This is a genomic window from Stenotrophomonas sp. TWI1409 (assembly GCF_039673015.1).
GTDB classification, from domain to species: Bacteria; Pseudomonadota; Gammaproteobacteria; order Xanthomonadales; family Xanthomonadaceae; genus Stenotrophomonas; species Stenotrophomonas maltophilia_A.
Genome location: NZ_JBDJKU010000023.1, coordinates 35,759 through 60,324, shown reverse-complemented (window position 1 = coordinate 60,324; position 24,566 = coordinate 35,759). Strand labels below are relative to the sequence as shown.

Sequence of the window (24,566 nt, the reverse complement as noted above, 5' to 3'; positions counted from 1 at the left end):
TTTTTTGTTGTGGGTTCTAAGTGCGTGGGCCCCCCCCCCCCCCCCCCACTACCGTGTTTCGATCGCCGGCGGCTCGCCATAGAACCGCCGCAGCTGCGCGGCCACCTCCGGCAACGCCTGCTGCAGCAGATCCGGCGCGGAGAAGTGGTACTCGCTGGTTACCGCGAAGAACTCTTCCGGTGCCTCGGCTGCATACGGATCAATCAGCGTTTCCTCGCCCGCATCCACCTGCGCGCAGAACGCGTCGTAAGCCTGCTGGAACGTGGCCGCCCATTCGCGCTGCCATGCGCGCGGCAGCGGCGGCGTGCCGTCCATCGCACCATCCAGTGCATCCAGCTTGTGCACCATCTCGTGCACCGCCACGCAGTAGCCCTCGTGCGGCGCCGCCAGGTCGGCCTGCACATCGGCCCAGGACAGGATCAACGGACCGCTGTCCCACGATTCGCCAATCAGTTCGTCATCCCACTCGTGCAGCACGCCGGCCGCATCCATGTGGCTGCGGTGCACGCGGAACGCATCCGGGTAGACGATCAGCTGCGACCAGCCTTCCAGTCCTACCTCGCCGAATTCCAGCAGCGGCAGGCAGCACAGCGCGGCCAGCAGCACACCATCGCCGGCCTGCAATTGCAGGTCACCAATCGGGGTAATGGTCTTCTCATGCAGGAAGCGCGTGGTCAGCACACGCAGGCGTGCGCGGCGTTCGTCGTCCAGTCCGTGCAGCCAGGCTGCGCGGCGGCAGGCGTCATCCCAAAGTGCATCGTCGATCGGCCGCGGCGCAGGCCGCAGCCACTGCAGCAACGACTTGATCAGCGGAACATTCCCGGCAGGTAGCTGTGCCACTTCGGCGCGCGGATGCGCGGCAGCATGTCGTCGTCGCTGCCACCGCCACCGGTGGTGGTGCTGGCCGCCGGGCGTACCGGTGCCGCCTTGGTGCTGGCGGCCGATGCGCTGGCGGTGGGCGCGCGCTGCGAGGCGGCATCGCCATTGGAGGACACGCAGGCCCCACGGCTGTCGTCCAGCGCTGCCGTCGCAGACGCCGCGAAGGGCATCAGCAGCAGGATCAGGCAATGGGCGTAACGGCGCATTGACGACATCCACGTTAAGGGAGGGTGAGTTCCCGATTCTAGCCCGAACCCGGCGCCCCGTTGGAAGCCCCCGCGAAACCCAACGTGGCGGGCGTCGCTGGCGGCTTTCCCGCATAATTCCTTCCTGACTTCGTGGAAGCTGCCGTGGACGATCGCCAATTGCTGGCCAAACTCGCTGCCGGTCGCCTGTCCGGCGACGCCCTGGCCCGTGAGCTGGGCCAGACCCGGGCGGCCATTTGGAAGCGTATTCAAGGACTTAGGGCCGCCGGTGTGGACATCGAGGGCCGTGCTGGCGAAGGCTATGGCCTGACCCGCCCGGTCGACCTGCTGGACCCGGACGCGATCCGCGCCGGCTTGCCTGCCGACGTCCAGACCCTGCTGCACGACCTGCAGGTGGCCTGGACGGTGGACTCGACCAACGCCGAATTGCTGCGTTGCAGCGCGCCCCAGCGCGGGGTGAGCGTTCTGCTGGCCGAACGCCAGACCGGCGGCCGTGGCCGTCGCGGCCGTGCCTGGGCCTCGCCGCTGGCCGCGCATATCTACCTGTCGGTGCTGCGCCTGTACTCCGGTGGCCTCGGCCGCTTGGCCGGGCTGAGCCTGGTGGCCGGTATCGCCGTGGCCGAAGCGCTGCACGATCTGGGCTACACCCAGGCGCAGCTGAAGTGGCCGAATGACCTGATCGTCGATGGCAAGCGCAAGCTGGTCGGCCTGCTCGCAGAAGGTGGTGGCGAATACGCCGGCCCGGCACGCGCGGTGATCGGCATCGGCATCAACACACACATGCCGCCGTCGTTCGCCGAACAGATCACCCAGCCGTGGGTGGACCTGGACACGCTGGCCGGTAAGCCGGTGGACCGCAACGTGGTCGTTGCTGCCGTGCTGACGCGCCTGCTGCCGGCGCTGGAAGAATTCGATCGCGAAGGTCTGGCGCCATTCCTGCCGCGCTACGCCGCGTTCGACATGCTGGCCGGCCGCGAAGTGCGCGTGGAACTGGACGGGCAGTGGCAGCACGGCACCGCACTTGGCTTGGCTGACGACGGCGCGCTGCGCGTGCGCATCGATGGCCAGGAACGCCTGCTGCACGCCGGCGAAGTCAGCGTGAGGGCGGCATGAGCGATTGGTTGTTCGACCTCGGCAACTCGCGCTTCAAGTTCGCGCCGTTGCAGGGGGACCGCGCCGGCGACGTACAGGCCTGGGCGCACGGCGCCGAAGGCATGGCCGGACAGCCGCCGCACAGCCTGCCCAGCGGCACCACCGCGTTCGTGGCCAGCGTGGCCGCACCGTCGCTGACCAGCGCCATGCTGGACCAGCTGCAGCGCCGCTTCGAACACGTGCATGTGGTGCGCACCAGCGCCGAATGTGCCGGCGTGCGCATTGCCTATGCCAAACCGGAAAAGTTCGGCGTCGACCGCTTCCTGGCCCTGCTGGCCGCAGCCAAGGCGCAGCGCCCGGTGCTGGTGGTCGGCGTGGGCACCGCACTGACGATTGATCTGCTCGACGCCAATGGCCAGCATCACGGCGGGCGCATTTCCGCATCGCCCACCACCATGCGTGAAGCGCTGCACGCGCGTGCCGTGCAGTTGCCGGCCACCGGGGGTGACTACAGCGAGTTCGCCAACGACACCGCCGATGCGCTGGCCTCCGGCTGCGATGGCGCCGCCGTGGCGCTGATCGAACGCAGCGCGCAGCAGGCGCATGCGCTGCTGGGCGTGGCACCGTCGCTGCTGGTGCACGGTGGCGGCGCACCGGCGCTGATGCCGTTGCTGCCCGGCGCCGACTACCACCCCTCGCTGGTGCTGGATGGCCTCGCCCGCTGGGCGGTGCACCAGCCCGCAGGCTAGTATCCGCGCATGCTGACCCGTGCCCTGATCGTCGTACTGGCCATCCTCAATCTTGGCGTCGCCTGCTGGTGGCTGCTGCGCGATGCACCGCAACCGCCCGCGCCGCCGCCGCAACCGGCTGGCGTAGCCGAGCTGCGGTGGGTGCCCGGTGGCGTGGATGCCGCTGCGGCCGCCGAGGCCACTGCCGCCGCCCCGACCGCGCCGCTGGTGGAACGCGAACCGGCGGAGAAGACCGCTGTGGCTGCCACGCCTGCACCAGCTACGCCGGCCCAGCCGGAGGTCGCCAAGCCGCAGGTGGCTGAGGCTACGCCGGTTGCTGCCGCTGCCAAGCCGGTAACGCCGCCTGCACCGGCCCCGGCGCCGGAGAAGCCCGCAACTCCGCCTGCGGCCGCTGAGCCGCCGCGCTGTGTCGCGCTCGGTCCGTTCGCCGACCGCGCTGCTGCGAGCAGTGCGCAAGGCAAGGCCGGCAACGTCATCAGTCAGGTGCGCCTGCGCGAACAGCCTGCTGCCAGCGGCAGCGCACGTTTCCGGGTGATGCTGCCGGCCGCCGCCAGCCGCGAAGAAGCCCAGGCCACGGTGAAGCGTATCGTCGCCGCCGGCCTGAGCGACTACTACATCATCAGCCAGGGCGAGGACATCAACGCCGTGGCGCTGGGCCAGTACCGCAACCGTGAAGGCGCCGAGCGCCGCATGGCGGCGGTGCAGGCCGCCGGCTTCCAGCCGCGCCTGATCGCCAGCGGCGACGCCGGCCAATGGTGGCTGGAAGGGCAGCTGGCGGCGGGCGCGCAGCTGGCCCAGGCCCAGCAGCGCAGCGGGGCGGCACAGAGCCGGTCGCTGGAATGCACACGGTTGCGCTAGAATCCCCGGACCGAGGCGCTGCCGCCGGTGCACCACCCATGCCGCTTTAGCTCAGTTGGTAGAGCAACTGTCTTGTAAACAGTAGGTCATCCGTTCGATTCGGATAAGCGGCACCATCTTCGATCCCTTGGCATCCGCACATGTCCACGGGGAACAATCAACCCGCTGCAATGGCGGGTTTTTTTGTGATTTTTTGTCCCCGGTTGTCCATGAGCATCCGCCTGCGTGGGGGGCAATTGGGGCGCACATACGGTAGTTGTAAGCTGAGTTTTATCTGTTGTTGAGCGCTGTTGAGGCAAGGAATGCAAAAAGATTGAAGTGCTCTGTCTCACTCCATTCTTCCGACTCGTGGTCCCATAAAAATACTTCAGAGGAGCATTTTTCTTCTGTCGACCGAAATCCGTAGTAATCGCCTGATCCGTTTTCAGAAAATATTATGTAGTTCTTTCGAATGGCTTGATTTGTTAGATTTTTCTTTTCCAATGGAAAGGCGCTACTAAAGCTAGGCGAGTAAACAATCCCGAAAGCAAAGTACCCGCTGCCATACTTGGTTGTGAACTGTTTGTATTCATCCGGCAATTGTGCGCCGATATTCGCCTCCAGCTGAGAAATTTCTTCTCTGCTGCTGGGTGAATCACTCTCCAATTGAAACCAGATAGGGTTCGTGCGCATTTTATTGGCAACAAGATTAGAGAATTCTTGAAAATTCATTTGTATCCCTCGGTTGTCTTGGATCGGCCTAGCGCCGTTGATCCTGTATCTTGTTCTCGCGCGCGGTAAAGCCAGTGCAGGTTTTTCTTGATTCACCCCCTGTAGGGCTAGGCAAATACAGCTTGCTGTTTAACCCTCCCGCCAGTTTGATCGAATCCGCCGTCTGGTGCCGCCCGGTACTGGCTGCAGTGGCGATGCAGCTCATAACGCAGCGCGCTTTGAGCTTCCCCAGCGGTGCGCTCTGGGTGCTAGTGCGTCGTGGCTGTGCGATAGTCAAGGGAGGTGCAATGTGCCTCGGTGCTCCATCACTGGAGAGGAGAATGCTGGCAAGCCCAGTTCCACCTGCCGTTCCTCGCCAGCGTTCACCCTTGTGCGGTCCGAGTCCAGTGCTCCTTGGAGCTCCAGCGCATACTCGGATCAGGCATCTGACGTCGACTAACGAATGGATGACGATCCAGGTAAGATCGATCTGCCTGATGGTCAGGTCATCAGCCGGAATGGCATCACCTGGCGGTTGATTCTGCGTAACCAAGATAAAGCGAAATGAAGGGGCAGGCTTGAGTCCGAGCAAGCTTCAGTTTAAATCGGCAGCCCTGACACACGTATCGGATTGCCCGTCGGGATTGAGCGATGCCTGTGGCGGCACACTGTTGGCTCGCTTTCTGCCAGAGGCGCTGGCGATCATCGTGCTGATAGCGACAAAGTCCGTCATAGGCAAGGCCGCAATCGCCTCCATCGCGTTCAGTATCTGTCTTTAGGTGCGGGGCAGGGCCAAGGAGCTCTGGTTGCAGCCATAGCGGGCGACTCGGCTCAACGACCAAGCCTGAGCGCCGTTGTGTCCCGGGCTAAGCATCCGGCGCACAACTCGGCCGCTTCTTCTGCACCAAGGTGCCGCATCAATTTCAAACTTGTTGCATTCCATTGGCGCCCGAGTGGCTCTAGAGTTGCTATTTGCAGCGGGCTTGTCTCAGTGATTCGGGACGTAGACGCAAGAACACGCTACACGGATCCACTCGAGACCCTGCTGCGCAAGCTGCGGTCCTTCGCGGAAGGTGATCCGTGACCGTCACCTTCTTCCATTCTCACCGGACCCGTCCCATTGCCCAAAGGTTCGCGACAAGCCGCGTCTCCATCTGGCGCGCTGGATTGGCTGCCCCGTCTATCGTCGCTGCGCAGCAATGCAGGTCGCGATGATCCCCACCGATCCCGACTGAACGCGCCTAGCACGATTCGGGAACACAGAGACCAAAGATCGCGATGAGCTGCATCGACGACATCGAACGTGAAGTCGACAAGATCGAACTCAATAACGCAAAAGGCCGGCCAGTCATCAGGCTTGGCCTGATTGCCACGCTCTACTTTCGATATGGCTACCACCCTGCGGTAAGAAAGAGGATAGCGGCCTGCTTCAGCGATTTCCATGCGGAGTTCGGTGACGTCCTTCGCGCGATCGTATACCGGCGTCGTGGTCGGTTGACGCCCGGGAAATTGCAGAGCGCGCTGGAGCGATTCAGCGCGGAAGGGGAAGGTCGTGAGCTAAACATCAACAGTGCGAGGTCGGTGCATGAAGCGGAATCGCATTGCCTGCAGGTGCTGACAGAGCGTGAAGTATGTGAGTCCGTCAGCCGCTCATACATCAAAATGACAATGCCTTGGCAGATGCTGAAGAGCCAGGATGATGTTGACCGCTTTCAGGCATGGGTGATGCGACTAGCCGACCGCGTCGATGCTGAGCATGGCTATGCCGGTCTGTCTCCTGTGCTGCCTTACGACTTCGACAGTTGTTCACACCTGGAGTATGCGATCGCGCGGACGTATCCGGGCCTGGAGGCCGATACGCACGCCTATGCAGCTTCGCTCAAGCTGGCCGGCTTCATCAAAGGGATCAACTGGCTCACCCTCGTGAGTCGCCCTCTGCTGGAGAGGTTGGGCGGATTGGATCTGGTTCGAACCGATCTTTCGTCGCACGAAGGCATCCAATGCCTGGAGTATGCCGGTGGATTGGCGATCAGGGCGGGTGCGCGGCCCGAGCTTGGCTCAGAGACTGAGCCGCCTGTGAGATATGTAACTGTCAATCGGGTGATGAGGCCATTGCGCTCGCCGGACCAAGACGAACTGCAATCCTACTCTTTCGATGGCGAGGACCGTGACAAGGACCCATCAAGTCGCTGGTACGCAAGGTTTGACCAGAACTGATGCGGGAAGCGCCCACCATTGATTCGGTGGGATAGTTAGTCTCGAGACCTGCGCGCCGACGCACCCTGCAAAAAGGTAGGCGGCGCCGTTCTTTCTCGATACGGGTGCAACGCTGGTAGCTTCGCATCGCATCTTCTCACCCTGTGACTTGGAGCTGGGTGATCCTCGTTTGCAGCTCTCATTGGATGCTGCCCGCGATCCACTAGAAGCATTTTCGCTTGTTCCTCTGGGTAAAGTCGAAGTTGATAGGTAACAATTCAGATGATGCAGGTAGCCACAAGTCTAGGGGGGCTGCAGGAGGCGTCTTGATTTGCCTGGTTGCGTTGTTTTTATTGCTGTTTGCCAGCTGGCTGATGGTGCGGCAGATGGCTTCCGATGCCGGGAAAGAGCTGCGCAGTGCCGACAGCCAGAATGGCAGCTGCGTGCTCAAGACCTATACGCGGCGCTACAGTGCCGCCGGACTCGGAGGGCGCATCGCATCGCTGTTCGGCAGCAGCTACTACTACAGGGTGTACAGCCGCGACGGGCGATTGCTGGCCACCTCGGAGTGGACACTGTGGGAGCGCGAGTTTGGGGATATGGATGCTCACTGGATCAATCGAACTGCGATGTACCCCGGCCAAGACGGCTGGGCGGGTTGGAGGTTGCCGCAATGCGACTGATAAGAACGCAGGGTATTGCGTGTTTGTGTGAGGTGATCAGAGCGAGTAAACGCTGATCCCGGTAACGCGTTCTCGCTTCCGTTCTTGCCAAGTTCTCCAGTCTGGCGTGCGGCCAGCGACCTGAATTTTCCTGCGGGCTGCTGTTGCGGTGGAATTGCCCACCAAGCTTCTGAGGAGCGTAGCTTTTAGGCTGCGGCCAGTAGCGTAGGTAGTTAACTTGTCTGCTGGCTAGAGGCGGCAAGGGTGTGCAGCAGCGCGATATCGAGAGGGCCAGGAGATTGCGCATGCCCTGTGAGTATCAAATTAGCTGTAGGTGAAACGACTCAATACCGAAGTACTGGAGCTGTCCCATCATGGCCATCAAGAAGAAGATAGAACTCAAAGCATTTGATGTGGCCGAGCACCTTCAGACACCGGAGGAGATGGCGGCCTATCTCGATGCCTGCATCGAAGAAAGCGATGGCGATTCTGCGTTCATTGCCAAGGCGCTCGGCGACATCGCGCGCGCTCAAGGGATGAGCAAGGTCGCACGAGCGGCGGGCCTCTCGCGTGAGAGTCTGTATCGCGCACTGTCGGGCGAGCGCAGCCCTGATTTCGCGACCATCCTCAAAGTCACCCGTGCCTTGGGTGTTCGCCTGCATGCCAGCGCAGCATAAGCACATGCGCCGAACTTGATGCGTCGGCGCGCCGCCGGTCGCAAAGGTGGTGGAACGAACATGAAAAACCGCCTTTCGGCGGTTTTTCGTCCCGAGCCGGTGAGTCAATTCAATGACGCAGCAAAGGAGGAGTCGTTGGGCCATTCTGGTTCGAAGCAGCTCGTGTGTCACGCGGCGCATCGATGCATTGCTTGTCAACCGTTGCCAGCTCAAGACGTCAGGCGCGAACAGGCTCAATCAAACCGGATGATGCGGATCAACCCCTTGGTCGACGATCCATCTCCGAAGGCGGCCAACGTGCCACAGGGGAATACCTCTTTCGCACCGTCATGGTTGATGAATGAGATCGCGCAGTGTGCCCGCGTGCCAGGCGTGATCCGGGTGATGGCACGGTCATTCAGCACGAAGCTCTACCACATGAGTTCGGGGCTTATCGAAAGCGCCAGGGGGCGCGCGGTGGAGTCGATCATCTCTGCAACAGCGCCGCCGCGCGAATCTACTTCGTCCAGCTGCAGCTCAACGAGAACAGGTTTCAGGTTTGGATAGGGTGTGCTCATCCCAGGAGCGGGTCTGCCTGATTCGATAGCCGGGGTAGTGACGCGCTGAACCTGTACGTTGGGGATCCCACTGTTCTGTATTGCGGCCAAGCGGTATTGATGAAGGGCGACATCGCAATCTTCCATGAAGGACGGTCGGGTCCGCGCGGCATCATGCCATGTGATCGCCCTGCTGCACCGCCGCGAGTGGTGTCACACAGCTCTGGCTAGACTGTGCTTCTTTTTCCCCACCGCAGGAGGCACCCATGGCCCATCCCATTTCCGTATCCCTGATTGGCGTTCCCACCGATGTGGGTGCGGGCCATCGTGGTGCCCGGCTGGGGCCGGAAGCACTGCGCGTGGCGGGCCTGCCGGAGGCGCTGGAGGCGCGCGGCGTGGACGTGCGCGACCTGGGCAACCTGGATGGCCCGCGCAACCCGTGGACCGCGCCGGTGGAAGGCTACCGCCATCTGGATGAAGTGGTGGCGTGGAACCATGCGCTGATGGAAGCCAGCTACGCCGAACTGCAGGCCGGCCGCATGCCGATCATGCTCGGTGGCGACCATTGCCTGGGCATTGGTTCGATCACTGCGGTGGCGCGCTGGTGCCGCGAACAGGGCAAGACCCTGCGCGTGCTGTGGCTGGATGCCCATTCGGATTTCAACACCAGCGACGTGACCCCCTCGGGCAACATCCATGGCATGCCGGTGGCGTGCCTGTGTGGCCTCGGCCCGGATGCGTTGACCCGCCTCGGCGGCACCGTGCCGGCGATCACCCCGGCGCAGATGCACCAGATCGGCATCCGCTCGGTGGACCCGGAAGAGAAGCGCCTGATCAAGACCCACAAGGTGGATGTCTATGACATGCGCTACATCGACGAGAACGGCATGAAGCGCACCGTGGAAGCAGCGCTGGCCGGCATCGACGAGAACACCCATCTGCATGTCAGCTTCGATGTCGACTTCCTCGATCCCAGCATCGCGCCGGGCGTGGGCACCACGGTGCCGGGCGGGGTCAATTACCGCGAGGCGCAGCTGGTGATGGAGATGATCGCCGACACCGGGCGCATGGGTTCGCTGGACATCGTCGAGCTCAATCCCTTGCTGGACAAGCAGAATGCCACCGCCGAACTGGCCGTGGACCTGGTCGAAAGCCTGTTCGGCAAGTCCACCCTGATGCGCGATTGACAGCTCCGCCTGAACGGATCTGTGATCCGTTCACACCCGCTCCACGCCACTGCCGCCAGATTGCACTTCACGCGGCGGTGGTGGGCGTTGGCCTTCTCCCGCCGAGCGAAACAATCCCATCCGCGAATGAAGCGGTGTAGCGGCAAACCCAAGGAGAAGCCCATGAAGCGCGTAGTTGCCCTGATGCTGTTGTCGATGTTCTCGGTGGCCCTGCTGGCCGGCTGCAACACCATTGCCGGTGCCGGCAAGGACGTGCAGAAGGCGGGCGAGAAGGTCGAGGACACCGCGAAGGGCCGTTGAGCCCTGCACGGAACGGAAAGAGAAAAGGCCGGGGATTTCCCCGGCCTTTTTTTGCGCGTGCCTTTCGCTGCGTGCTGTCGAAGCGGAGTGAACCATTCAAGCAGGTGAGCATCTATTTCATTGCCGGTTGACCGGTATTCAACAGCCGCTGCGCGAAGCTGGAGCCACGGTAAGAACGCCGTTGCAACCAAGGACTCCCAGCAATGAACAAAGACATCATTTCCGGCAAGTGGTCGCAGCTGAAGGGCAAGGCCCAGGCCAAGTGGGGCGATCTGACCAACGACGACTTCGATGTGGCCGAAGGCAATGCCGAGTATCTGGCCGGTCGCCTGCAGGAACGTTATGGCTGGGCCAAGGACCGCGCGGAGAAGGAAGTGCGTGAGTTCCAGGACGCCGTGAGCAAGGACTACCCGGACTACAAGTAAGCACTTCGGTTTCCCCCACAACACAACGCCCGCACCGAGAGGTTGCGGGCGTTGTGTTGTCTGGGCGGTACGATCAGCGCGCCGGCGGGTCCGGCACGTAGCGGTTCGGGAACGCCTGCGGCTCGCGCGGCAGGCGCGAGGGCGAATCCACCAGGATGCCGCGTGCGCGCAGGTTGCGGGCGCTGTCGTAACGCAGCTGCAGTACCTGTGCGGGGCTGCGGCTGGCGCGTTCGAAGTCGGTATCGCGCACCGAAGACTGCTCGCGTGCACCGTGGCCGGTGCCCAGCGCTGGCGCCTGCGACTTGTTGGCGTAGCCCTCGATGCGGCTGCTGCTGGCGCTGGCATCGGCCGACGCTTCCGCCGCCGGGGCTGGCAGCGGCAGGCCACGGCGCAGGATCGGATCCGGACGCCAGCGGCGCGCTTCCTCGAACACCGCCACGCCCACCACGCCGATGTTGTCCGGACGGCCGGTGCGGCTGGCGTAGCTGCCGCTGGGGCTGCTGAACACGAACTGCGCCACTTCGTCCTGGCTCTTGCGCCAGCCGGTGATGTCGGCGCGCTGGCCGGGGTTGAGCACGTAGCCGGTCTGCGAGGGATCGGCATCTTCGCCGGAGATGGCGTTGACGCCGTCCACCGACAGCACCACCAGCACCCGGCGCGGGCTGTCGTTGTACAGGCGCACGGCGTAGCGGTGGCCGCGCTCGCCGGCCACCCAGCGCTGGCCCTCGGCGGGGTAGCTGCGCAGTTCGGTGCCGCGGTCGCGGTCGACCAGGGCCATGCGCACGGGGCCGCCCTCGTACACCGGCGGCGGCATCGGGGCCGGGCGGAAGCCGGCCAGGGGCAGGATCAGCAGCAGGGGCAGCAGGCGTTTCATCGGGCGTCTCCAGCGGGGTTGCGTGAATGAACGCGCCGCAGGCCCTGACGGGGTTGGTGGCGTGCAAGGTAAACTGGCCCCGTTCATCGAAGGTTACCCCACGCAGTCATGACGACCCGAGTCCTTACCGGCATCACCCCCTCCGGCACGCCCCACCTGGGCAACTACGTTGGCGCCATCCGTCCGGCCATTGCGGCCAGCCGCGCGCCGGGGATCGAGAGCTTCTTCTTCCTGGCCGACCTGCACAGCCTGATCAAGTCGCAGGACCCGCAGCGCACCCAGCGCGCGACCCTGGAGATCGCGGCCAGCTGGCTGGCCTGCGGGCTGGACCCGGAACACGTGTGGTTCTACCGCCAGAGCGACATCCGCGAGACCACCGAGCTGATGTGGTTCCTGACCGCCATCGCCAGCAAGGGCATCCTCAACCGCGCGCATGCCTACAAGGCGGCCGTGGACAAGAACCGTGAGGAAGGCGTGGACGAGGATGCAGGCGTCAGCGCCGGCCTGTTCATGTACCCGGTGTTGATGGCCGCCGACATCCTGATCTTCAAGGCCAACCAGGTGCCGGTGGGCCGCGACCAGATCCAGCACATCGAGATGGCGCGCGACTTCGCGCAGCGCTTCAACCACGTGTACGGCAAGGAGTACTTCCCGCTGCCGGACGTGGTGATCGACGAGCAGGTGGCGACGCTGGCGGGCCTGGATGGCCGCAAGATGAGCAAGAGCTACCACAACACCATTCCGCTGTTCGTGCCGCGCGAGGAGCTGAAGAAGCTGGTGTTCTCGATCCTGACCGACTCGCGCGCACCAGGCGAGCCGAAGGACACCGAGGGCTCGGCGCTGTTCCAGATGTACCAGGCGTTCGCCACCCCGGAACAGACCGCGGAATTCGCCAAGGCGTTCGCCGCCGGCATCAGCTGGGGTGATGCCAAGCAGCAGCTGTTCGAGCGCATCGACAGCGAGCTGTCGCCGCTGCGCGAGCGCTACAACGCGCTGATGGCCGAGCCGGAGAAGATCGAGGCGCTGCTCAAGCGCCGTGGCCAGCAGCTGCGCGAGCAGCTGGCGGCACCGCTGCTGGACGAGCTGCGCCATGCGGTCGGCCTGCGTGATCTGTCCAGCGCGGGTGATATCGCCAGCGAGGATGCCGGCGTGGCCCGCGTGGCACCGCCGCTGTTCAAGCAGTACCGCGAAAAGGATGGCCGCTTCTACTTCAAGCTGACCGCTGGTGACGGCACCTTGCTGATCCAGAGCGAAGGTTTCGATTCGCCGCGCGATGCGGGCCAGCTGATCGCGGTGATCAAGCAGGCCGAGCAGGGTGACCAGCTGCAGAGCGAGCTGTTCAAGCTGGAAGCGGAAGTGGATGTAGTGCTGGCCGCGCTGGCGGCGCTGCGAGCCGACTGATCGGTAGATGCCGACCTTGGTCGGCGCCGTTGAAGGGCGGATGCCGGCCAGCGGCCGGCACTACCCGTGAACGAAGGTCATGGCATGATGTCCGCGCGCCTCCGGCGCGATGACATGGAGTCTGCGATGGCCTGGTTGTCGCTGCTGCTGTTCCTGCCCTGGTTCCTGCTGCTGGGCAGCCTGTACTGGCTGTTCCCGCGCCAGCCGCGCACCGCGCGGCGGCGCCTGTTCGACAGCACCACCCTGGTGCTCGCATTCGCGCTGAGCATCGTGTCGATGCTGTGGGGCTACCGCATTGGCGTGGTGCAGCCGGGCGCCGGCCCGATCTGGCCGCAGGTGCTGGCGGTGCTGTACGCCTACGGCGCGTTCCTGGCGGTGCTGGTGTTGGCCCTGTTGCTGCGGCCGCGGTTCGCATTGCGCTCCGGCTGATCGGTAGTGCCGGCCGCTGGCCGGCACATACATTCTCCTGGCTATCCCGAGGTTGCCGGCCAGCGGCCGGCACTACCCGACCAAAGCCGCATCGAACCCGGGCCGCCTGCGCGCCTACCATGGGGGTCTGTTCCCGATCCTGCCAGGTGCGTGCCGATGACCGCCGACCCCAGCATCCACACCATCGATACCGGCTTCCAGCGCCCGGATTTCGACGCGGCGTACCTGATCGTTGAAAACGGCCGCGCTGCGTTCGTCGACTGCGGTACCGGCCTGTCGGTGCCGGCGATGCTGCAGGCGCTGGCGGAGGCCGGCCTGGGCGTGGAGGCGGTGGACTGGCTGCTGCTCACCCACGTGCATCTGGATCATGCAGGCGGTGCAGGCCTGCTGATGCAGCAGTTGCCGAATGCGAAGGCGGTGCTGCACCCGCGCGGTGCGCCGCACATGATCGATCCGACCCGCCTGATTGCGGGTGCCACGGCGGTATATGGCGCCGAAGAGATCGCGCGCAGCTATGGCCGCATCGAGGCGATTCCGGAGCACCGTGTGGTGGTGGTGGTGGCCGAAGACGGCCACCGCATCGATCTGGCCGGCCGCGAGCTGGTGCTGCTGCATACCCCGGGCCACGCGCTGCACCACTACTGCGTGTGGGATGCGCGCAGCCGCAGCTGGTTCACCGGCGATACGTTCGGTATCTCCTACCGTGAGCTGGACAGTGCGCAGGGTGCTTTCATCTTCCCCACCTCATCGCCGGTGCAGTTCGATCCGGAGGCGATGAAGGCCTCGATCCGGCGCATGCTCGATTACGCGCCGCAAGCGATGTACCTGACCCACTACGGTCGTGTGGAACAGGTGGAGAAACTGGCCGACGACCTGTTCGAGCAGATCGATGCGATGGCCGCCATCGGCCGCCAGTGCGATGGCCGACCGGACCGCCACCGCTGCCTGCTGGCTGCGCTGCAGGCGCTGTACCTGGAACGCGCACAGCTGCATGGCTGTGCGCTGGACGATGCCGCGGTGACTGCAGTGCTGGCGATGGACATCGAACTCAACGCGCAGGGCCTGGCGTGCTGGCTGGATCGCATCAGCAAGTAGATCCACGCCATGCGTGGATGACGTGGGCCCAGGCTGCGCCGTGATGTCACGACCACGTTACACTCTGGTGACTTCCAAGCTAGCCGTGGTACTGCCGTGAATCCGATGCGCGTGTTGCTGCTGTCGTCCTGCCTGTTCGTCGGTGGCCTGGCCCATGCGGCCAACGACCTGCCGGGTGGCGGTATCGATCCGCAGGCACTATCGCGCCACGTGCATGTGCTGGCGTCGGATGAATTCGAGGGCCGCGCGCCGGCCACCGAGGGCGAAGAGCGCACGGTGCAGTACCTGATCGAGCAGTTCCGCAGCTACGGCCTGCAGCCGGGTGGCGTGGATGGCAGCTGGGTGCAGCCGGTGCCGCTGGTGCGCGCACAGCTGGAGGGCGCGGCCAAGGCCAGCCTGTCGCTGAAGCAGGGCAAGCGCGCGCTGGCCAACGGCGTGGACGTGACCCTGCAGAGCCTGCAGCCGCGTAAGCGCGTGCAGATCAAGGATGCGCCGCTGGTGTTCGTCGGCTACGGCATCGACGCGCCGGAACGCCAGTGGAACGACTACAAGGACGTGGACCTGCACGGCAAGATCGCCGTCGTGCTGATCAACGACGCCGATTTCGAAGCCGATGCGCCGGGCGCGTTCGACGGCAAGGCGGTGACCTACTACGGCCGCTGGACCTACAAGTTCGAGGAAGCCGCGCGCCGTGGCGCCGAGGGCGTGCTGATCGTGCACGAGACCGCACCGGCCGCCTATGGCTGGGCCACGGTGAAGAGCTCGGGTACCTCGCCGCTGTTCGACATCGAGCGCGGCCAGGCCGAGGCGATGGCGCAGCACACCCCGCTGCGTGGCTGGATGCAGCGCGAACTGGCCGAGGCGATCTTCGCCGACGCCGGCCTCGACTTCGATGCCGAGAAGCGCAAGGCGATGCGCGCCGACTTCCGTCCGGTGGCGCTGGATAACGCGAAGCTGAGCGTTGATTTCGCGCTGAAGCGCGAGCAGGTGGTGACCCGCAACGTGGTGGCCAAGCTGCCCGGTGGTGAACACGCCGACGAGGCGGTGATCTTCTCCGCGCACTGGGATGCCTTCGGCATCGGCCAGCCGGACGCCAAGGGTGACCGCATCCGCCGCGGTGCGATCGACAACGCCACCGGTGTGGCCACCGTGCTGGAACTGGGCCGCGTGTTCGCCGCCGGCCCGCAGCCGCAGCGCACGCTGTACTTCGTGGCCCTGACCGCCGAAGAGAAGGGCCTGCTGGGTGCCAGCTACTACGCCGCGCACCCGCTGGCGCCGCTGGACAAGACCGCTGCAGTGCTGAACATCGAAATGTTCAGCCCGGATGGCGCGACCCGTGACATCGCGTCGTGGGGCAAGGGCCGGGTCTCACTGGAGGGTGACCTGGAGCGCGTGGCCAAGGTCCGCGGCCGCAGCTACAGCCCGGACCCGAACCTGGAAGCCGGCTTCTTCTACCGTGCCGACCATTTCGCCTTCGCCCGCCTGGGCGTGCCGGCGATCACCATCGGCCCGGGCCTGGACAAGCTGGACGGTGGCGTTGAAGCCGGCCGCGCGCTGCGCGAGAAGTACTTCGCCGACTGCTACCACCAGGCCTGCGATGCGTGGACGCCGAGCTGGGACCCGAGTGGCCACGCCGCCGACACCCTGCTGGTCTACGACCTGGGAGCCGAGCTGGCCAACAGCCGCCGCTGGCCGACGTGGGAAAAGGAATCGGAGTTCCGCGGCGCGCGCGACAAGAGCGAAGCGGCCCGCCGTTGAGGTAGTGCCGGCCGCTGGCCGGCAACTCCCTGCTCTTTCTGGAGGTTCATGAGGTTGCCGGCCAGCGGCCGGCACTACCGAAAGAGGTGGCGTTGCCGGCCCCCGGCCGGCACGCCCGGGTATTCGTCAGCGCCGGCGCAGCAGCGTCCACGCACCCCAGCCACTGGCGGCGAGCGCTGCCAGATAGCACGCCACCATCGTGCGCAGTCCAACCGGCGACCCTGCATTGATGCCGCGATGCAGGCGCAGCTGCAGCGAGCTGTGGCCGCTGCCCAGGTCCACCGCCAGCTGCAGCGCCAGCGCGGCGCAGAACACCAGCAGGGCAATCCCGAATCCGATGCGCGGCCACGCGGCCTGTGCGCTGGGGCGGCGCAGCAGCCAGGCCAATGCCGTGGCTGTGGCCAGCGTCGCCGCGATCCACATCAACGGCGTGGCGGGAGACGCAGCGGCCACCGGCATTGCACCGGTGGCCGCGATCAGGGCAACGCGCTTACTTGCGGGTGCCGTCGAGCCAGTTCGGGCCCTTGTTGGTGAGGAAGAACACATAGACCACCAACGATACCGCGATCGTCGCGGTCACGTAGATGGCGAACCAGTCGACGTGGCCGGTCTTCAGCGCGCCCTGGTACAGCAGTGGGGCGGTGCCGCCGAACAGCGAGTTGGCCAGTGCGTAACCCAGGCCCACGCCCAGTGCGCGCACATGGGTGGGGAACAGCTCGGCCTTCACCACCGCGTTGATGGAGGTGTAGCCGGTGAGGATGACGAACGCCATGGCCAGGGTCAGGAAGGCCAGGGTGGCGTCATGCTGGTGCGGCAGCTGGGTGATCAGGTACCAGCTGTACAGCACGCCGCCGACGCCGAAGAACACCAGCAGGGTCTTGCGCCCGATGATGTCCGACAGCCAGCCACCGACCGGCTGCAGCACCATCAGGAACGCCAGCACGCCCAGGTTGATCAGGGTGCCGGTCATCGGATCGTTGCCGGCGAAGGCGCTCTGGATCATCTTCGGGCCGTTCACCGAGTAGGTGTAGAAGGCCACGGTGCCGCCGGCGGTGATCAGGAAGCACAGCAGCAGCGGCCGCCACTGGTGCACGAACAGTTCGTACATCGAGCCGGACTTCTGCGCCTTGCCCTCGCGTGCGGCCTCGATGGACGACTCCGACAGCGACTCGTCCATGCCACGACGCAGCCAGAACACCACCACTGCGGCGATGCCACCGATGCCGAAGGCGATGCGCCAGCCCCACTCGGAGATTTCCGGCTTGCCCCAGAAGGTCAGCATCAGCAGTAGCGTCAGCTGGGCCAGCACATGACCACCGACCAGGGTGACGTAGTGGAAGGACGACAGGAAGCCGCGGCGGCCGGGAATGGCGGCCTCGGACATGTAGGTGGCGCTGGCACCATATTCGCCACCGGTGGCGAAGCCCTGCAGCAGGCGCGCGAACAGCAGGATCACCGCGGCCCAGATGCCGATGCTGGCGGCGGTGGGGGTGATGGCGATCAGGAACGAACACAGCGCCATCAGCGTGACCGAGACGGTCAGCGCAAGGCGGCGGCCATGGCGGTCGGCGAAGCGGCCGAAGAACCAGGCACCGATCGGGCGCATCAGGAAGGTCGCCGCGAAGATCGCCCACACGTACATCGTGGAGTTCTTGTCGTCGGGCGAGAAGAACTGCGATTCGAAGTACACGGCGAACACCGAGTACACGTAGACGTCGTACCACTCCACCAGGTTGCCGGCGGAGCCTTTGAGGGTGTTGGAGATCGACCGCCGCAGGGCGGCGCGGTCGTTCGCGGGGACAGCAGGTTGTGACGTGGTGCTCATCTGGGTGGGAATCCTCGATGCGGCGCGTCCGTGCGCAGGGAAAACGGCGCCCGGCCTTGGGGCGGCGCGGCCGGGCAGCCCTCTTGGTACTGCATCGACCGTCAACACGGGGTAGCAGACCAGAGCAGGGTGCATGGATGGATGACAGCGTGCCACCGTATGGGGTCCCGGACCATACTCAAAACGTCCTAGAATCCGCCTTCCCCCGGCTCCCTGGTGTGTCATGTCGGCTCCCCCCTCTTCGTCTGCGGCTGCCCCCCGGGGTGGCCTTGTCGCGCTGGCACTGCTGCTGGTCTACGTGGTCTGGGGCTCGACCTACCTGGGCATCGCCAAGGCCCTGCACGGCGGCGCACTGCCGCTGACGATGGTCTCCGGCAGCCGCTTCATCATTGCCGGTGGCCTGATGTTCCTGGCCTTGCGCCTGTTCTGGAAGATGCCGAACCCGACCCTGCGGCAGTGGCGCAACCTGGTCATCATGGGCGTGACCATGCTGGTGCTGGGCAACGGCATGGTGGTGCTGGCCGAGCGCGAGGTGTCCTCGGGCCTGGCCGCCACCGCAGTGGCCTCGGTGCCGCTGTGGATGGCGCTGTTCTCGGCGCTGCGTGGCCAGCACGCCAGCAAGGGCGAATGGCTGGGCATCGCCATCGGTTTCCTGGGCGTGGTCTGGCTCAACGCCGGCAGCAGCCTGACGGCCTCGCCGACCGGGCTGGTGCTGCTGCTGATCGCGCCGATCGGCTGGGCCTTCGGTTCGGTGTGGGCGCGTGGGCTGGACCTGCCGGGCCCGTTCATGACCGCTGCCGGGCAGATGGTCTGCGGTGGCGTGCTGCTGGTGCTGATCGGCCTGGCGGTAGGCGAGCGCCCGACCACGCTGCCCGATACCGGTGGCCTGCTGGCGATGGCCTACCTGTGCGTGTTCGGCTCCATCGTCGCGTTCACCGCCTACGTGTGGCTGCTGCAGAACGTGCGCCCCGCGCTGGCGGGCAGCTACGCGTACGTCAATCCGGTGATCGCGGTGCTGCTGGGCGCACTGCTCAACGGTGAACGGTTCGGCTGGCGCGACCTGTTGGCGATGGTGGTGATTCTTCTGGGTGTGGTGGTGCTGACGATGGCAAGGACGAGAAAGAAATGAGCATGGATGAGAAAGAACAACGCCGGGGCCTGCTGGTCACTGCGTCCACCTTCGTGATCTGGGGCCTGGTCCCGGTGTACTGGCACCTGCTCAACGAGGTGCCCTCGTTCCAGATCATCGCCCACCGCATCATCTGGAGCACCGTGCTGGTGCTGGGCTGGCTGCTGATCAGCTCGCGCCTGGGCTGGTGGCAGAAGATCGCCGCACAGCCGCGCGCGCTGCCGATCCTGCTGGTGTCGAGCCTGACCATCGCCTTCAACTGGGGCCTGTACATCTGGGCGGTCAACGCCGGCCATGTCATCGAGACCAGCCTGGGCTACTTCATCAACCCGCTGGTGAACGTGCTGCTGGGCGTGCTGGTGCTGAAGGAACGCCTGCGCCGCCTGCAGTGGGTGGCGGTGGCGATGGCGGCGGTGGGCGTGGCCTGGCTGACCATCGACGCCGGCACACCACCGTGGATCGCGCTGGGCCTGGCCTGTTCGTTCGGCCTGTATGGCCTGCTGCGCAAGCTGGTTTCGGTCGACCCGGTGGCCGGCTTGGGCGTGGAAAGCATGTACCTGTTCCTGCCGGCGCTGGCCTTCGCGATCTGGGCCGAGAATGGCCACGGTGGCGCGTTCTTCCATGGCTGGGGCTGGCGCAACGACCTGCTGCTGATCTTCGGCGGCGCAGTCACCGCCGTGCCGCTGATCGGCTTCGCCTACGGCGTGAAGCGCATTCCGCTGTCGCTGGTCGGCATCCTGCAGTACATCGCGCCGAGCCTGCAGCTGCTGCTGGGTGTGTTCTTCTTCCACGAAGCGTTCGACACCGCCAAGGCGATCGGCTTTGCCGCGATCTGGGCCGGCCTGGTGCTGTTCGTCGGCGACAACATCCGCACGATGCGCGCCAAGCGCTAGCGCCGCGTCCGCTCGGCTGACACGTGTGCACAAAAAAGAGCGGCGCCCCGAGGGGCGCCGCTCTGCTTCCATCCACAGCCAGGAGAGAGTTGGCTGTGACGGGAACGCGGTTGCAGGCTTAGAAGCGCTGCTGGTACTTCATGTACATGAAGCGGCCGATGTCGAAGCCACCGTAGTAGGTGAAGCTGCTGTTCGGCTGGCTGTACATGATCGGACCCTGGTGGTCGAAGACGTTGTTCACGCCCAGCGACACGGTGCCGTCCCACGGCAGGCTGTAACGCACCTGCAGGTCGTGGAAGGTGTTGGAGCCTACCTTGTTGGTCGGCGATGCACTGGTGTACGACGAACTGAAGCCCGGCAGGTTGCACTCGTCCATGTACGAGCACTTCTCCTTCATGCTGGAGTAGTAGCGCGCGGTCCAGCCGATGCCGAGGTCGCCGTACTGCCAATCCAGGTTGAAGGTCGAGCGGACGCGGAAGTCGCCGCCCCAGCTGGTGCGCTGCTCCACCGGCGTGGTCGCGGCGTTGTCGTTGCGCTGCTTCAGGTAGTCGGTGTAGGTGGTGTTCCAGTTGACGGCGAACTGGCCGAACGTGGTTTCCGGCAGGCGGTAACGCACGTTGATGTCATAGCCGGCGGTTTCGCGGAAACCGGCATTGACCAGCGAGCGGTCCAGGCTGTTGACCTGGCCGTTGCTGCCACGGGTGAAGCGACCACAGGCGGCGTCCGAACCTTGCACATAGCACTGCTCGAGAATGCTGTTGGTGGTCTCGGAGACGATGGCGTTGTTGATGCGGATCTTCCACCAGTCGAGGCTGACATCCAGGCCGGCCACGAAGTCCGGGCTGTACACCAGGCCCACGGTCCAGGTCTTGGCGGTTTCCGGCTTCAGCGCCGCGTTGGAACCCGAGTTGAAGTCGACGGTCGACTGCTGGCCCGGCTTGGTGGCAACGGTGCCATCGCTGTTGAGCTGGCGGAAGTTGGCCGGCACCTTCAGCGCCTGGCAACGGGCAGCAACGGTCGGGCTGGTGGCCGCGGTACCGAACGAGGTATCGCACGGATCGGTGAACGAATCGCGGGTGCTGACGGTACCGCCGTACAGGTCATCCACGGTGGGCGCACGGAAGCCGGTGCCATAGGTTGCGCGGACCAGCAGGCTGTCGATCGGCTTCCACTTCAGGCCGAACTTGCTGTTGGTGGTCGAGCCGAAGTTGTTGTAATCCGAGTAGCGACCGGCCACGTCCAGCGACAGTTCGCGCGCGAACGGCAGATCGGCCAGCAGCGGCACCTGCAGCTCCAGGTAGACCTCGTTGAGCGAGTAGTCGCCACGGGTCGGCTGGCCGCTGGTGCCGGTAATCTCACCCTTCTGCACCCGCATGTCCGGCGTGTAGCTGGCTTCTTCGCTGCGGTGCTCGAAGCCCATCGCGCCCATGATGTCGCCGGCCGGCAGGGTGAACAGCGAACCGGAGATGTTGGCGCTGGCCACCTTGGTGGTGCTCTTCATCTTGTCGACGAAGCGGGCGAACAGGTAGTCCTGTACGTCCTGGTTGCTCAGCGAGCCCGGGCCGGTATAACCCATCGGCGCAGCCGGGTTCCACGGCACGCAGCCGGCGATCACCGCACCCGGTGAGCCGCAGCGGGCCACGTTGCCATCCATGAAGGACGGGCCGACGGCCTGGTTGACGTGCGGCTGGTACATGCTGCCGGTACCGATGCGCTCGCCTTCATTGCGGTTGTACATGTAGCTGACGTTCCAGTCCCAGTACCGCGAACCGGTTTCGAAGCTGCCTTCCAGGCCGATGCTGGCGCGCTTGGTCTCCAGATTGTTCTCGGTGCCGCGCGGCAGCTCCTCGGAGCGGTGCGCGAACAGCACATCCTGGCCCCACAGGTTGAACGTGCTGTCCTTGGACAGGGCGGCACGGCTGCCGTTGCGCGCCTGGGCGGCGCTGACCGAGTACGGGTAGCCGGCCAGCTGCTTGGTCGATTCGCGCTTGCTGTACAGCGCGTCGGCGACGATGCGCAGGTCGTCGGTGATCGAGAAGCCGCCGTTGGCGAACACCGAGGTGCGCTCCAGGCCGGTCAGCAGGCTCATGTTGGTCTTGCTGTTGGCACCATCGGCCGGATCCGGCGCGTGGAAGTTGCCCTTCTGGCTCGGATCGCCGCCCGGGCCCACGGTCAGGTTCTTGCCACCGACGGTGACGTAGCCCCACGGGGTGTTGCCGTTCAGGTTGTCGGTCGGGTGGCGCGGGCCGTTGGGATAGCGGCTGAACTCGCGATCCTTGCCCAGCACTTCGTCTTCCTTGGTGCGCTCAGCACCCACGGTGAACCAGCCGCGGTCGAAGGTCTTGCCGAAGGTGGCGCTGTAGGAGCGCTTCTGGCCGTCGCCTTCACCGTACTGGCCGACGTAGACGCTGGCTTCGCCACCGTCGAAGTTCTTGCGGGTAATGATGTTGACCACGCCGGCGATGGCGTCCGAGCCGTACAGCGCGGACGCGCCATCGGTCAGCACTTCCACGCGCTCGACGATGGCCGACGGAATCGAGGCCAGGTCGGAGTAGCCGCCGGCGCTGACGCCCATGCGGCGGCCGTCGATCAGCACCAGGCTGCGTTCCGGGCCGAGGTTGCGCAGGCTGACGTACATGCCGCCGAAGTCGCGCGAGGAGGTCAGCGAAGACGCGCGGCTCATGCTCGGCGAACCAGCAGCGGGAATGTCCTGCAGGATGTCGGCGACGTTGACGTAGCCCTTCTTCTCGATCTCGGCGCGGTTGAGCGCGATCACCGGCTGTGCGGTCTCGACACTGGCCTGGCGGATGCGCGAGCCGGTGATTTCGATGCGGTCGAGGGTGGTGGTGGCGTCGCCGGTGCTCTGTGCGAAGGCGGGGGTGGTGCAGCTGGCGGCCAGCGCGATGACGATCGCGTTGCGCAGCGGATTGGTTTTCAGGGACATCCGTGAAATCTCGTGTTTCAGTAAAAACAAGCGCCCGTTCTATGGGCGCGTGGGGTGCTGCAAACCAACGTGGGGGGCGCGATTCTAGAATGTTTCCATTCGTAACTGTTTGTCTCTGCGCCACGGATGTGCGCGAAAATGAATCGCAACCAACAATCCACAGATGCGCTGTGCGCAGCGTCACGCGCGCTGCGTTTGCGATGGGCAGAGGCATCGATAGCGGCGGATTTCCCGCAATCTGTAGCAGTGCGTGTGCGCAGGCATCCATCCACGCATGGCGTGGATCTACTGGACGTACTGGTTCATCACCCGGCCTGGCTGCATCGCCCTGAGTAGATCCACGCCATTCGCGGATGACGCGCAAGAAAAAGGGACGGAGCGTTCGCTCCGTCCCCTGCGCAATGCGCGTTGTATCGCTGCGTGATGCTCAGGTTTCGCGCAGCGCCGTGGTGATGGGTAAACGTGCCGCGCGCAGCGCCGGGAACAGGCCGCCGACCAGGCCGATGCCCAGCGCCCATTTCAGGCCGGTCCACAGCAGTTCCGGCGACACATGGAACTTGAACACCACTGCGCTGAAGTTGCTGCCGATGGTGGACACGCTGTAGCCATTGAACAGCAGCCATGCCACCGCACACCCCAGCAGGCCGCCGAGCAGTGCCAGCAGCATCGTCTCCAGCATCACCGCCGTCACCACCGGCAGGCCGCGGAAGCCGATCGCGCGCATGGTGGCGATCTCGCGCGCACGCGTGGCGACCGCCGCGTACATGGTGTTGAGCGCGCCGAACACCGCACCGACCGCCATGATGGTGCCGATCACCTTGCCGAGGATGTCGATCAGCTTGGTCAGCCCGCCGCCCTGCTTGCTGTAGTAGACGCGGGTGGTTTCCACGTCCAGTTTCAGGCGCGGGTCGGCGGCGACGGCGGCCTTGAACTGCTCGAAGCCGGCCTTGCCATCGGTGCGCACGCTGATCGACTGCCACGCACTGCGCTGGTAGGTGGTGGCCAGCGTATCGGCGTCGGTCCACAGTTCCGAGTCATGCGCATCGCCGGTGGCGAACACACCCACCACGGTCCAGGTCTGGTTGCCCAGGGTCAGCGTCTTGCCAACGTCCAGATCGCGGAACTGGCCCTTGGCGCCCTGGCCGACCACGATCTCGCGCAGGCCGGTGGCGAACGTGCGGCCTTCGACGATCTTGACCTTGTCATGCACCGCCCACGCCTGCGGGCCGACGCCGCGGAACTGCGCGTTGACGTCGGTGCCGTCGGACTTCGATACCAGGTTGACCACCTGCGACAGCTCCGGCGACAGCAGCGGCCGGCCTTCGGCATCGCGAGTGATGCCGGGCAGAGTGGACAGCGTCGGCACCTGTTCGCGGGTGATGACCGAGTTGGTTTCGGCCTGCGAGCCGCCGCGCAGCACGATGGCAGTGGTGTCATCGCCGGTGTTGTTGAGCGTGGCCTGGAAGCCTTCGCCCATCGCCAGCATCGCCACCAGCACGCCGACCACGCCAGCGATGCCGACCACGATCACCGAGGACGCGCCCCAGCGCTGCGGCAGGCTGGCCACGCCGATGCGGGTGGCGGCCAGTGCCAGTCGCCCACCGCGGGTCAGCAGCAGCCACAGTGCCACCAGCACGGCCACGGCCAGCACGCCGATCCACGGCAGGCTGATCCACAGCACCAGGCCGATCACCAGCAGCAGCACCGTCACGCCGTTGCCCAGCCACTTCTTGAGTTTGCTCTTGAACATGTCTGCGTTCT

24 protein-coding genes and 1 tRNA gene are annotated in these 24,566 nt (G+C 65.2%); 17 read left to right on the top strand and 8 right to left on the bottom strand.

Features of this window, described 5'->3' with window-relative positions:
• Positions 1–48: 48 nt before the first annotated feature.
• Positions 49–840, bottom strand: coding sequence for a M90 family metallopeptidase (locus ABE423_RS09885; RefSeq protein WP_180862756.1), 792 nt, complete (start codon positions 838–840; stop codon positions 49–51).
• Positions 807–1,085, bottom strand: coding sequence for a hypothetical protein (locus ABE423_RS09880; RefSeq protein ID WP_032128189.1), 279 nt, complete (start codon positions 1,083–1,085; stop codon positions 807–809). Before ABE423_RS09880 ends, ABE423_RS09885 begins: the two co-directional genes overlap by 34 nt.
• A 144-nt stretch (positions 1,086–1,229) precedes the next feature.
• On the opposite strand from ABE423_RS09880, the gene birA reads away from it, so the two are divergent.
• The 4 genes from birA to ABE423_RS09860 all read left to right on the top strand — a co-directional run bounded on the left by birA (position 1,230) and on the right by ABE423_RS09860 (position 3,900).
• Positions 1,230–2,198, top strand: coding sequence for a bifunctional biotin--[acetyl-CoA-carboxylase] ligase/biotin operon repressor BirA (gene birA, locus ABE423_RS09875; protein ID WP_180838055.1), 969 nt, complete (start codon positions 1,230–1,232; stop codon positions 2,196–2,198).
• Entirely contained in the window at positions 2,195–2,926 is a 732-nt protein-coding gene (locus ABE423_RS09870) for a type III pantothenate kinase (protein WP_012509777.1), read from the top strand. The genes birA and ABE423_RS09870 overlap by 4 nt, the downstream gene beginning before the upstream one ends.
• Positions 2,927–2,935: 9 nt before the next feature.
• Positions 2,936–3,784, top strand: a complete 849-nt coding sequence (locus ABE423_RS09865; protein WP_346485898.1) for an SPOR domain-containing protein — start codon at positions 2,936–2,938, stop codon at positions 3,782–3,784.
• A gap of 40 nt (positions 3,785–3,824) precedes the next feature.
• Positions 3,825–3,900: transfer RNA gene (locus ABE423_RS09860), tRNA-Thr, on the top strand.
• A 154-nt stretch (positions 3,901–4,054) separates the two neighbouring features.
• On the opposite strand, the gene ABE423_RS09855 is transcribed toward ABE423_RS09860, so the two are convergent.
• On the bottom strand, positions 4,055–4,495 hold the full coding sequence (locus ABE423_RS09855; protein ID WP_253143755.1) for an SMI1/KNR4 family protein: 441 nt from the start codon (positions 4,493–4,495) through the stop codon (positions 4,055–4,057).
• A gap of 1,257 nt (positions 4,496–5,752) precedes the next feature.
• On the opposite strand from ABE423_RS09855, the gene ABE423_RS09850 reads away from it, so the two are divergent.
• From ABE423_RS09850 to ABE423_RS09820, 7 genes are all read left to right on the top strand, one after another.
• Complete coding sequence (locus tag ABE423_RS09850; protein ID WP_253143754.1) at positions 5,753–6,691, top strand: type VI immunity family protein; 939 nt, start codon at positions 5,753–5,755, stop codon at positions 6,689–6,691.
• Between the two features lie 305 nt (positions 6,692–6,996).
• Positions 6,997–7,353 carry a hypothetical protein gene (locus ABE423_RS09845; RefSeq protein WP_253143753.1) on the top strand — a complete coding sequence of 119 codons (357 nt, stop codon included), beginning with the start codon at positions 6,997–6,999 and terminating at the stop codon, positions 7,351–7,353.
• Between the two features lie 353 nt (positions 7,354–7,706).
• Positions 7,707–8,009 (top strand): addiction module antidote protein, encoded by a 303-nt coding sequence (locus tag ABE423_RS09840; protein ID WP_125895924.1) that lies wholly within the window; start codon positions 7,707–7,709, stop codon positions 8,007–8,009.
• 60 nt (positions 8,010–8,069) lie between these two features.
• On the top strand, positions 8,070–8,555 hold the full coding sequence (locus tag ABE423_RS09835) for a hypothetical protein (protein WP_346485895.1): 486 nt from the start codon (positions 8,070–8,072) through the stop codon (positions 8,553–8,555).
• A 256-nt stretch (positions 8,556–8,811) separates the two neighbouring features.
• Positions 8,812–9,732, top strand: a complete 921-nt coding sequence (rocF, locus tag ABE423_RS09830; protein ID WP_004137058.1) for an arginase — start codon at positions 8,812–8,814, stop codon at positions 9,730–9,732.
• Between the two features lie 162 nt (positions 9,733–9,894).
• On the top strand, positions 9,895–10,032 hold the full coding sequence (locus tag ABE423_RS09825; RefSeq protein WP_008266021.1) for an entericidin A/B family lipoprotein: 138 nt from the start codon (positions 9,895–9,897) through the stop codon (positions 10,030–10,032).
• A gap of 203 nt (positions 10,033–10,235) precedes the next feature.
• Positions 10,236–10,457 (top strand): CsbD family protein, encoded by a 222-nt coding sequence (locus tag ABE423_RS09820; RefSeq protein WP_004153772.1) that lies wholly within the window; start codon positions 10,236–10,238, stop codon positions 10,455–10,457.
• A gap of 73 nt (positions 10,458–10,530) precedes the next feature.
• Here the strand turns inward: ABE423_RS09820 and ABE423_RS09815 are convergent, their stop codons facing one another.
• The gene (locus ABE423_RS09815; protein WP_293794220.1) at positions 10,531–11,331 is read right to left on the bottom strand and encodes a hypothetical protein; all 801 of its coding nucleotides are present in this window, start codon (positions 11,329–11,331) and stop codon (positions 10,531–10,533) included.
• Between the two features lie 108 nt (positions 11,332–11,439).
• Here ABE423_RS09815 and ABE423_RS09810 point away from each other — a divergent pair, with 108 nt between their 5' ends.
• The 4 genes from ABE423_RS09810 to ABE423_RS09795 all read left to right on the top strand — a co-directional run bounded on the left by ABE423_RS09810 (position 11,440) and on the right by ABE423_RS09795 (position 16,014).
• Entirely contained in the window at positions 11,440–12,732 is a 1,293-nt protein-coding gene (locus ABE423_RS09810; RefSeq protein WP_032128180.1) for a tryptophan--tRNA ligase, read from the top strand.
• Between the two features lie 126 nt (positions 12,733–12,858).
• A complete protein-coding gene (locus ABE423_RS09805) occupies positions 12,859–13,161 on the top strand; it encodes a hypothetical protein (protein ID WP_065724234.1) in 303 nt (100 codons plus the stop codon).
• Between the two features lie 156 nt (positions 13,162–13,317).
• Positions 13,318–14,256: an MBL fold metallo-hydrolase gene (locus ABE423_RS09800; protein WP_346485892.1), complete on the top strand. Its 939-nt coding sequence runs from the start codon at positions 13,318–13,320 to the stop codon at positions 14,254–14,256.
• A gap of 105 nt (positions 14,257–14,361) precedes the next feature.
• Positions 14,362–16,014 carry a M28 family metallopeptidase gene (locus ABE423_RS09795; protein WP_125895969.1) on the top strand — a complete coding sequence of 551 codons (1,653 nt, stop codon included), beginning with the start codon at positions 14,362–14,364 and terminating at the stop codon, positions 16,012–16,014.
• Positions 16,015–16,140: 126 nt separating this feature from the next.
• On the opposite strand, the gene ABE423_RS09790 is transcribed toward ABE423_RS09795, so the two are convergent.
• A complete protein-coding gene (locus ABE423_RS09790; RefSeq protein ID WP_125894903.1) occupies positions 16,141–16,437 on the bottom strand; it encodes a hypothetical protein in 297 nt (98 codons plus the stop codon).
• A gap of 67 nt (positions 16,438–16,504) precedes the next feature.
• Positions 16,505–17,839, bottom strand: a complete 1,335-nt coding sequence (locus ABE423_RS09785; protein ID WP_010486964.1) for an MFS transporter — start codon at positions 17,837–17,839, stop codon at positions 16,505–16,507.
• Between the two features lie 223 nt (positions 17,840–18,062).
• Here ABE423_RS09785 and yedA point away from each other — a divergent pair, with 223 nt between their 5' ends.
• On the top strand, positions 18,063–18,968 hold the full coding sequence (gene yedA, locus ABE423_RS09780) for a drug/metabolite exporter YedA (RefSeq protein WP_125894900.1): 906 nt from the start codon (positions 18,063–18,065) through the stop codon (positions 18,966–18,968).
• Positions 18,965–19,861 carry an EamA family transporter RarD gene (rarD, locus tag ABE423_RS09775; protein WP_032128173.1) on the top strand — a complete coding sequence of 299 codons (897 nt, stop codon included), beginning with the start codon at positions 18,965–18,967 and terminating at the stop codon, positions 19,859–19,861. The genes yedA and rarD overlap by 4 nt, the downstream gene beginning before the upstream one ends.
• Positions 19,862–19,979: 118 nt before the next feature.
• Here the strand turns inward: rarD and ABE423_RS09770 are convergent, their stop codons facing one another.
• Together ABE423_RS09770 and ABE423_RS09765 are read right to left on the bottom strand one after the other, a co-directional pair.
• Positions 19,980–22,805, bottom strand: a complete 2,826-nt coding sequence (locus ABE423_RS09770) for a TonB-dependent receptor (RefSeq protein ID WP_125894898.1) — start codon at positions 22,803–22,805, stop codon at positions 19,980–19,982.
• A gap of 427 nt (positions 22,806–23,232) precedes the next feature.
• Positions 23,233–24,555 (bottom strand): ABC transporter permease, encoded by a 1,323-nt coding sequence (locus tag ABE423_RS09765; protein WP_032128171.1) that lies wholly within the window; start codon positions 24,553–24,555, stop codon positions 23,233–23,235.
• Between the last annotated feature and the right edge of the window lie 11 nt (positions 24,556–24,566).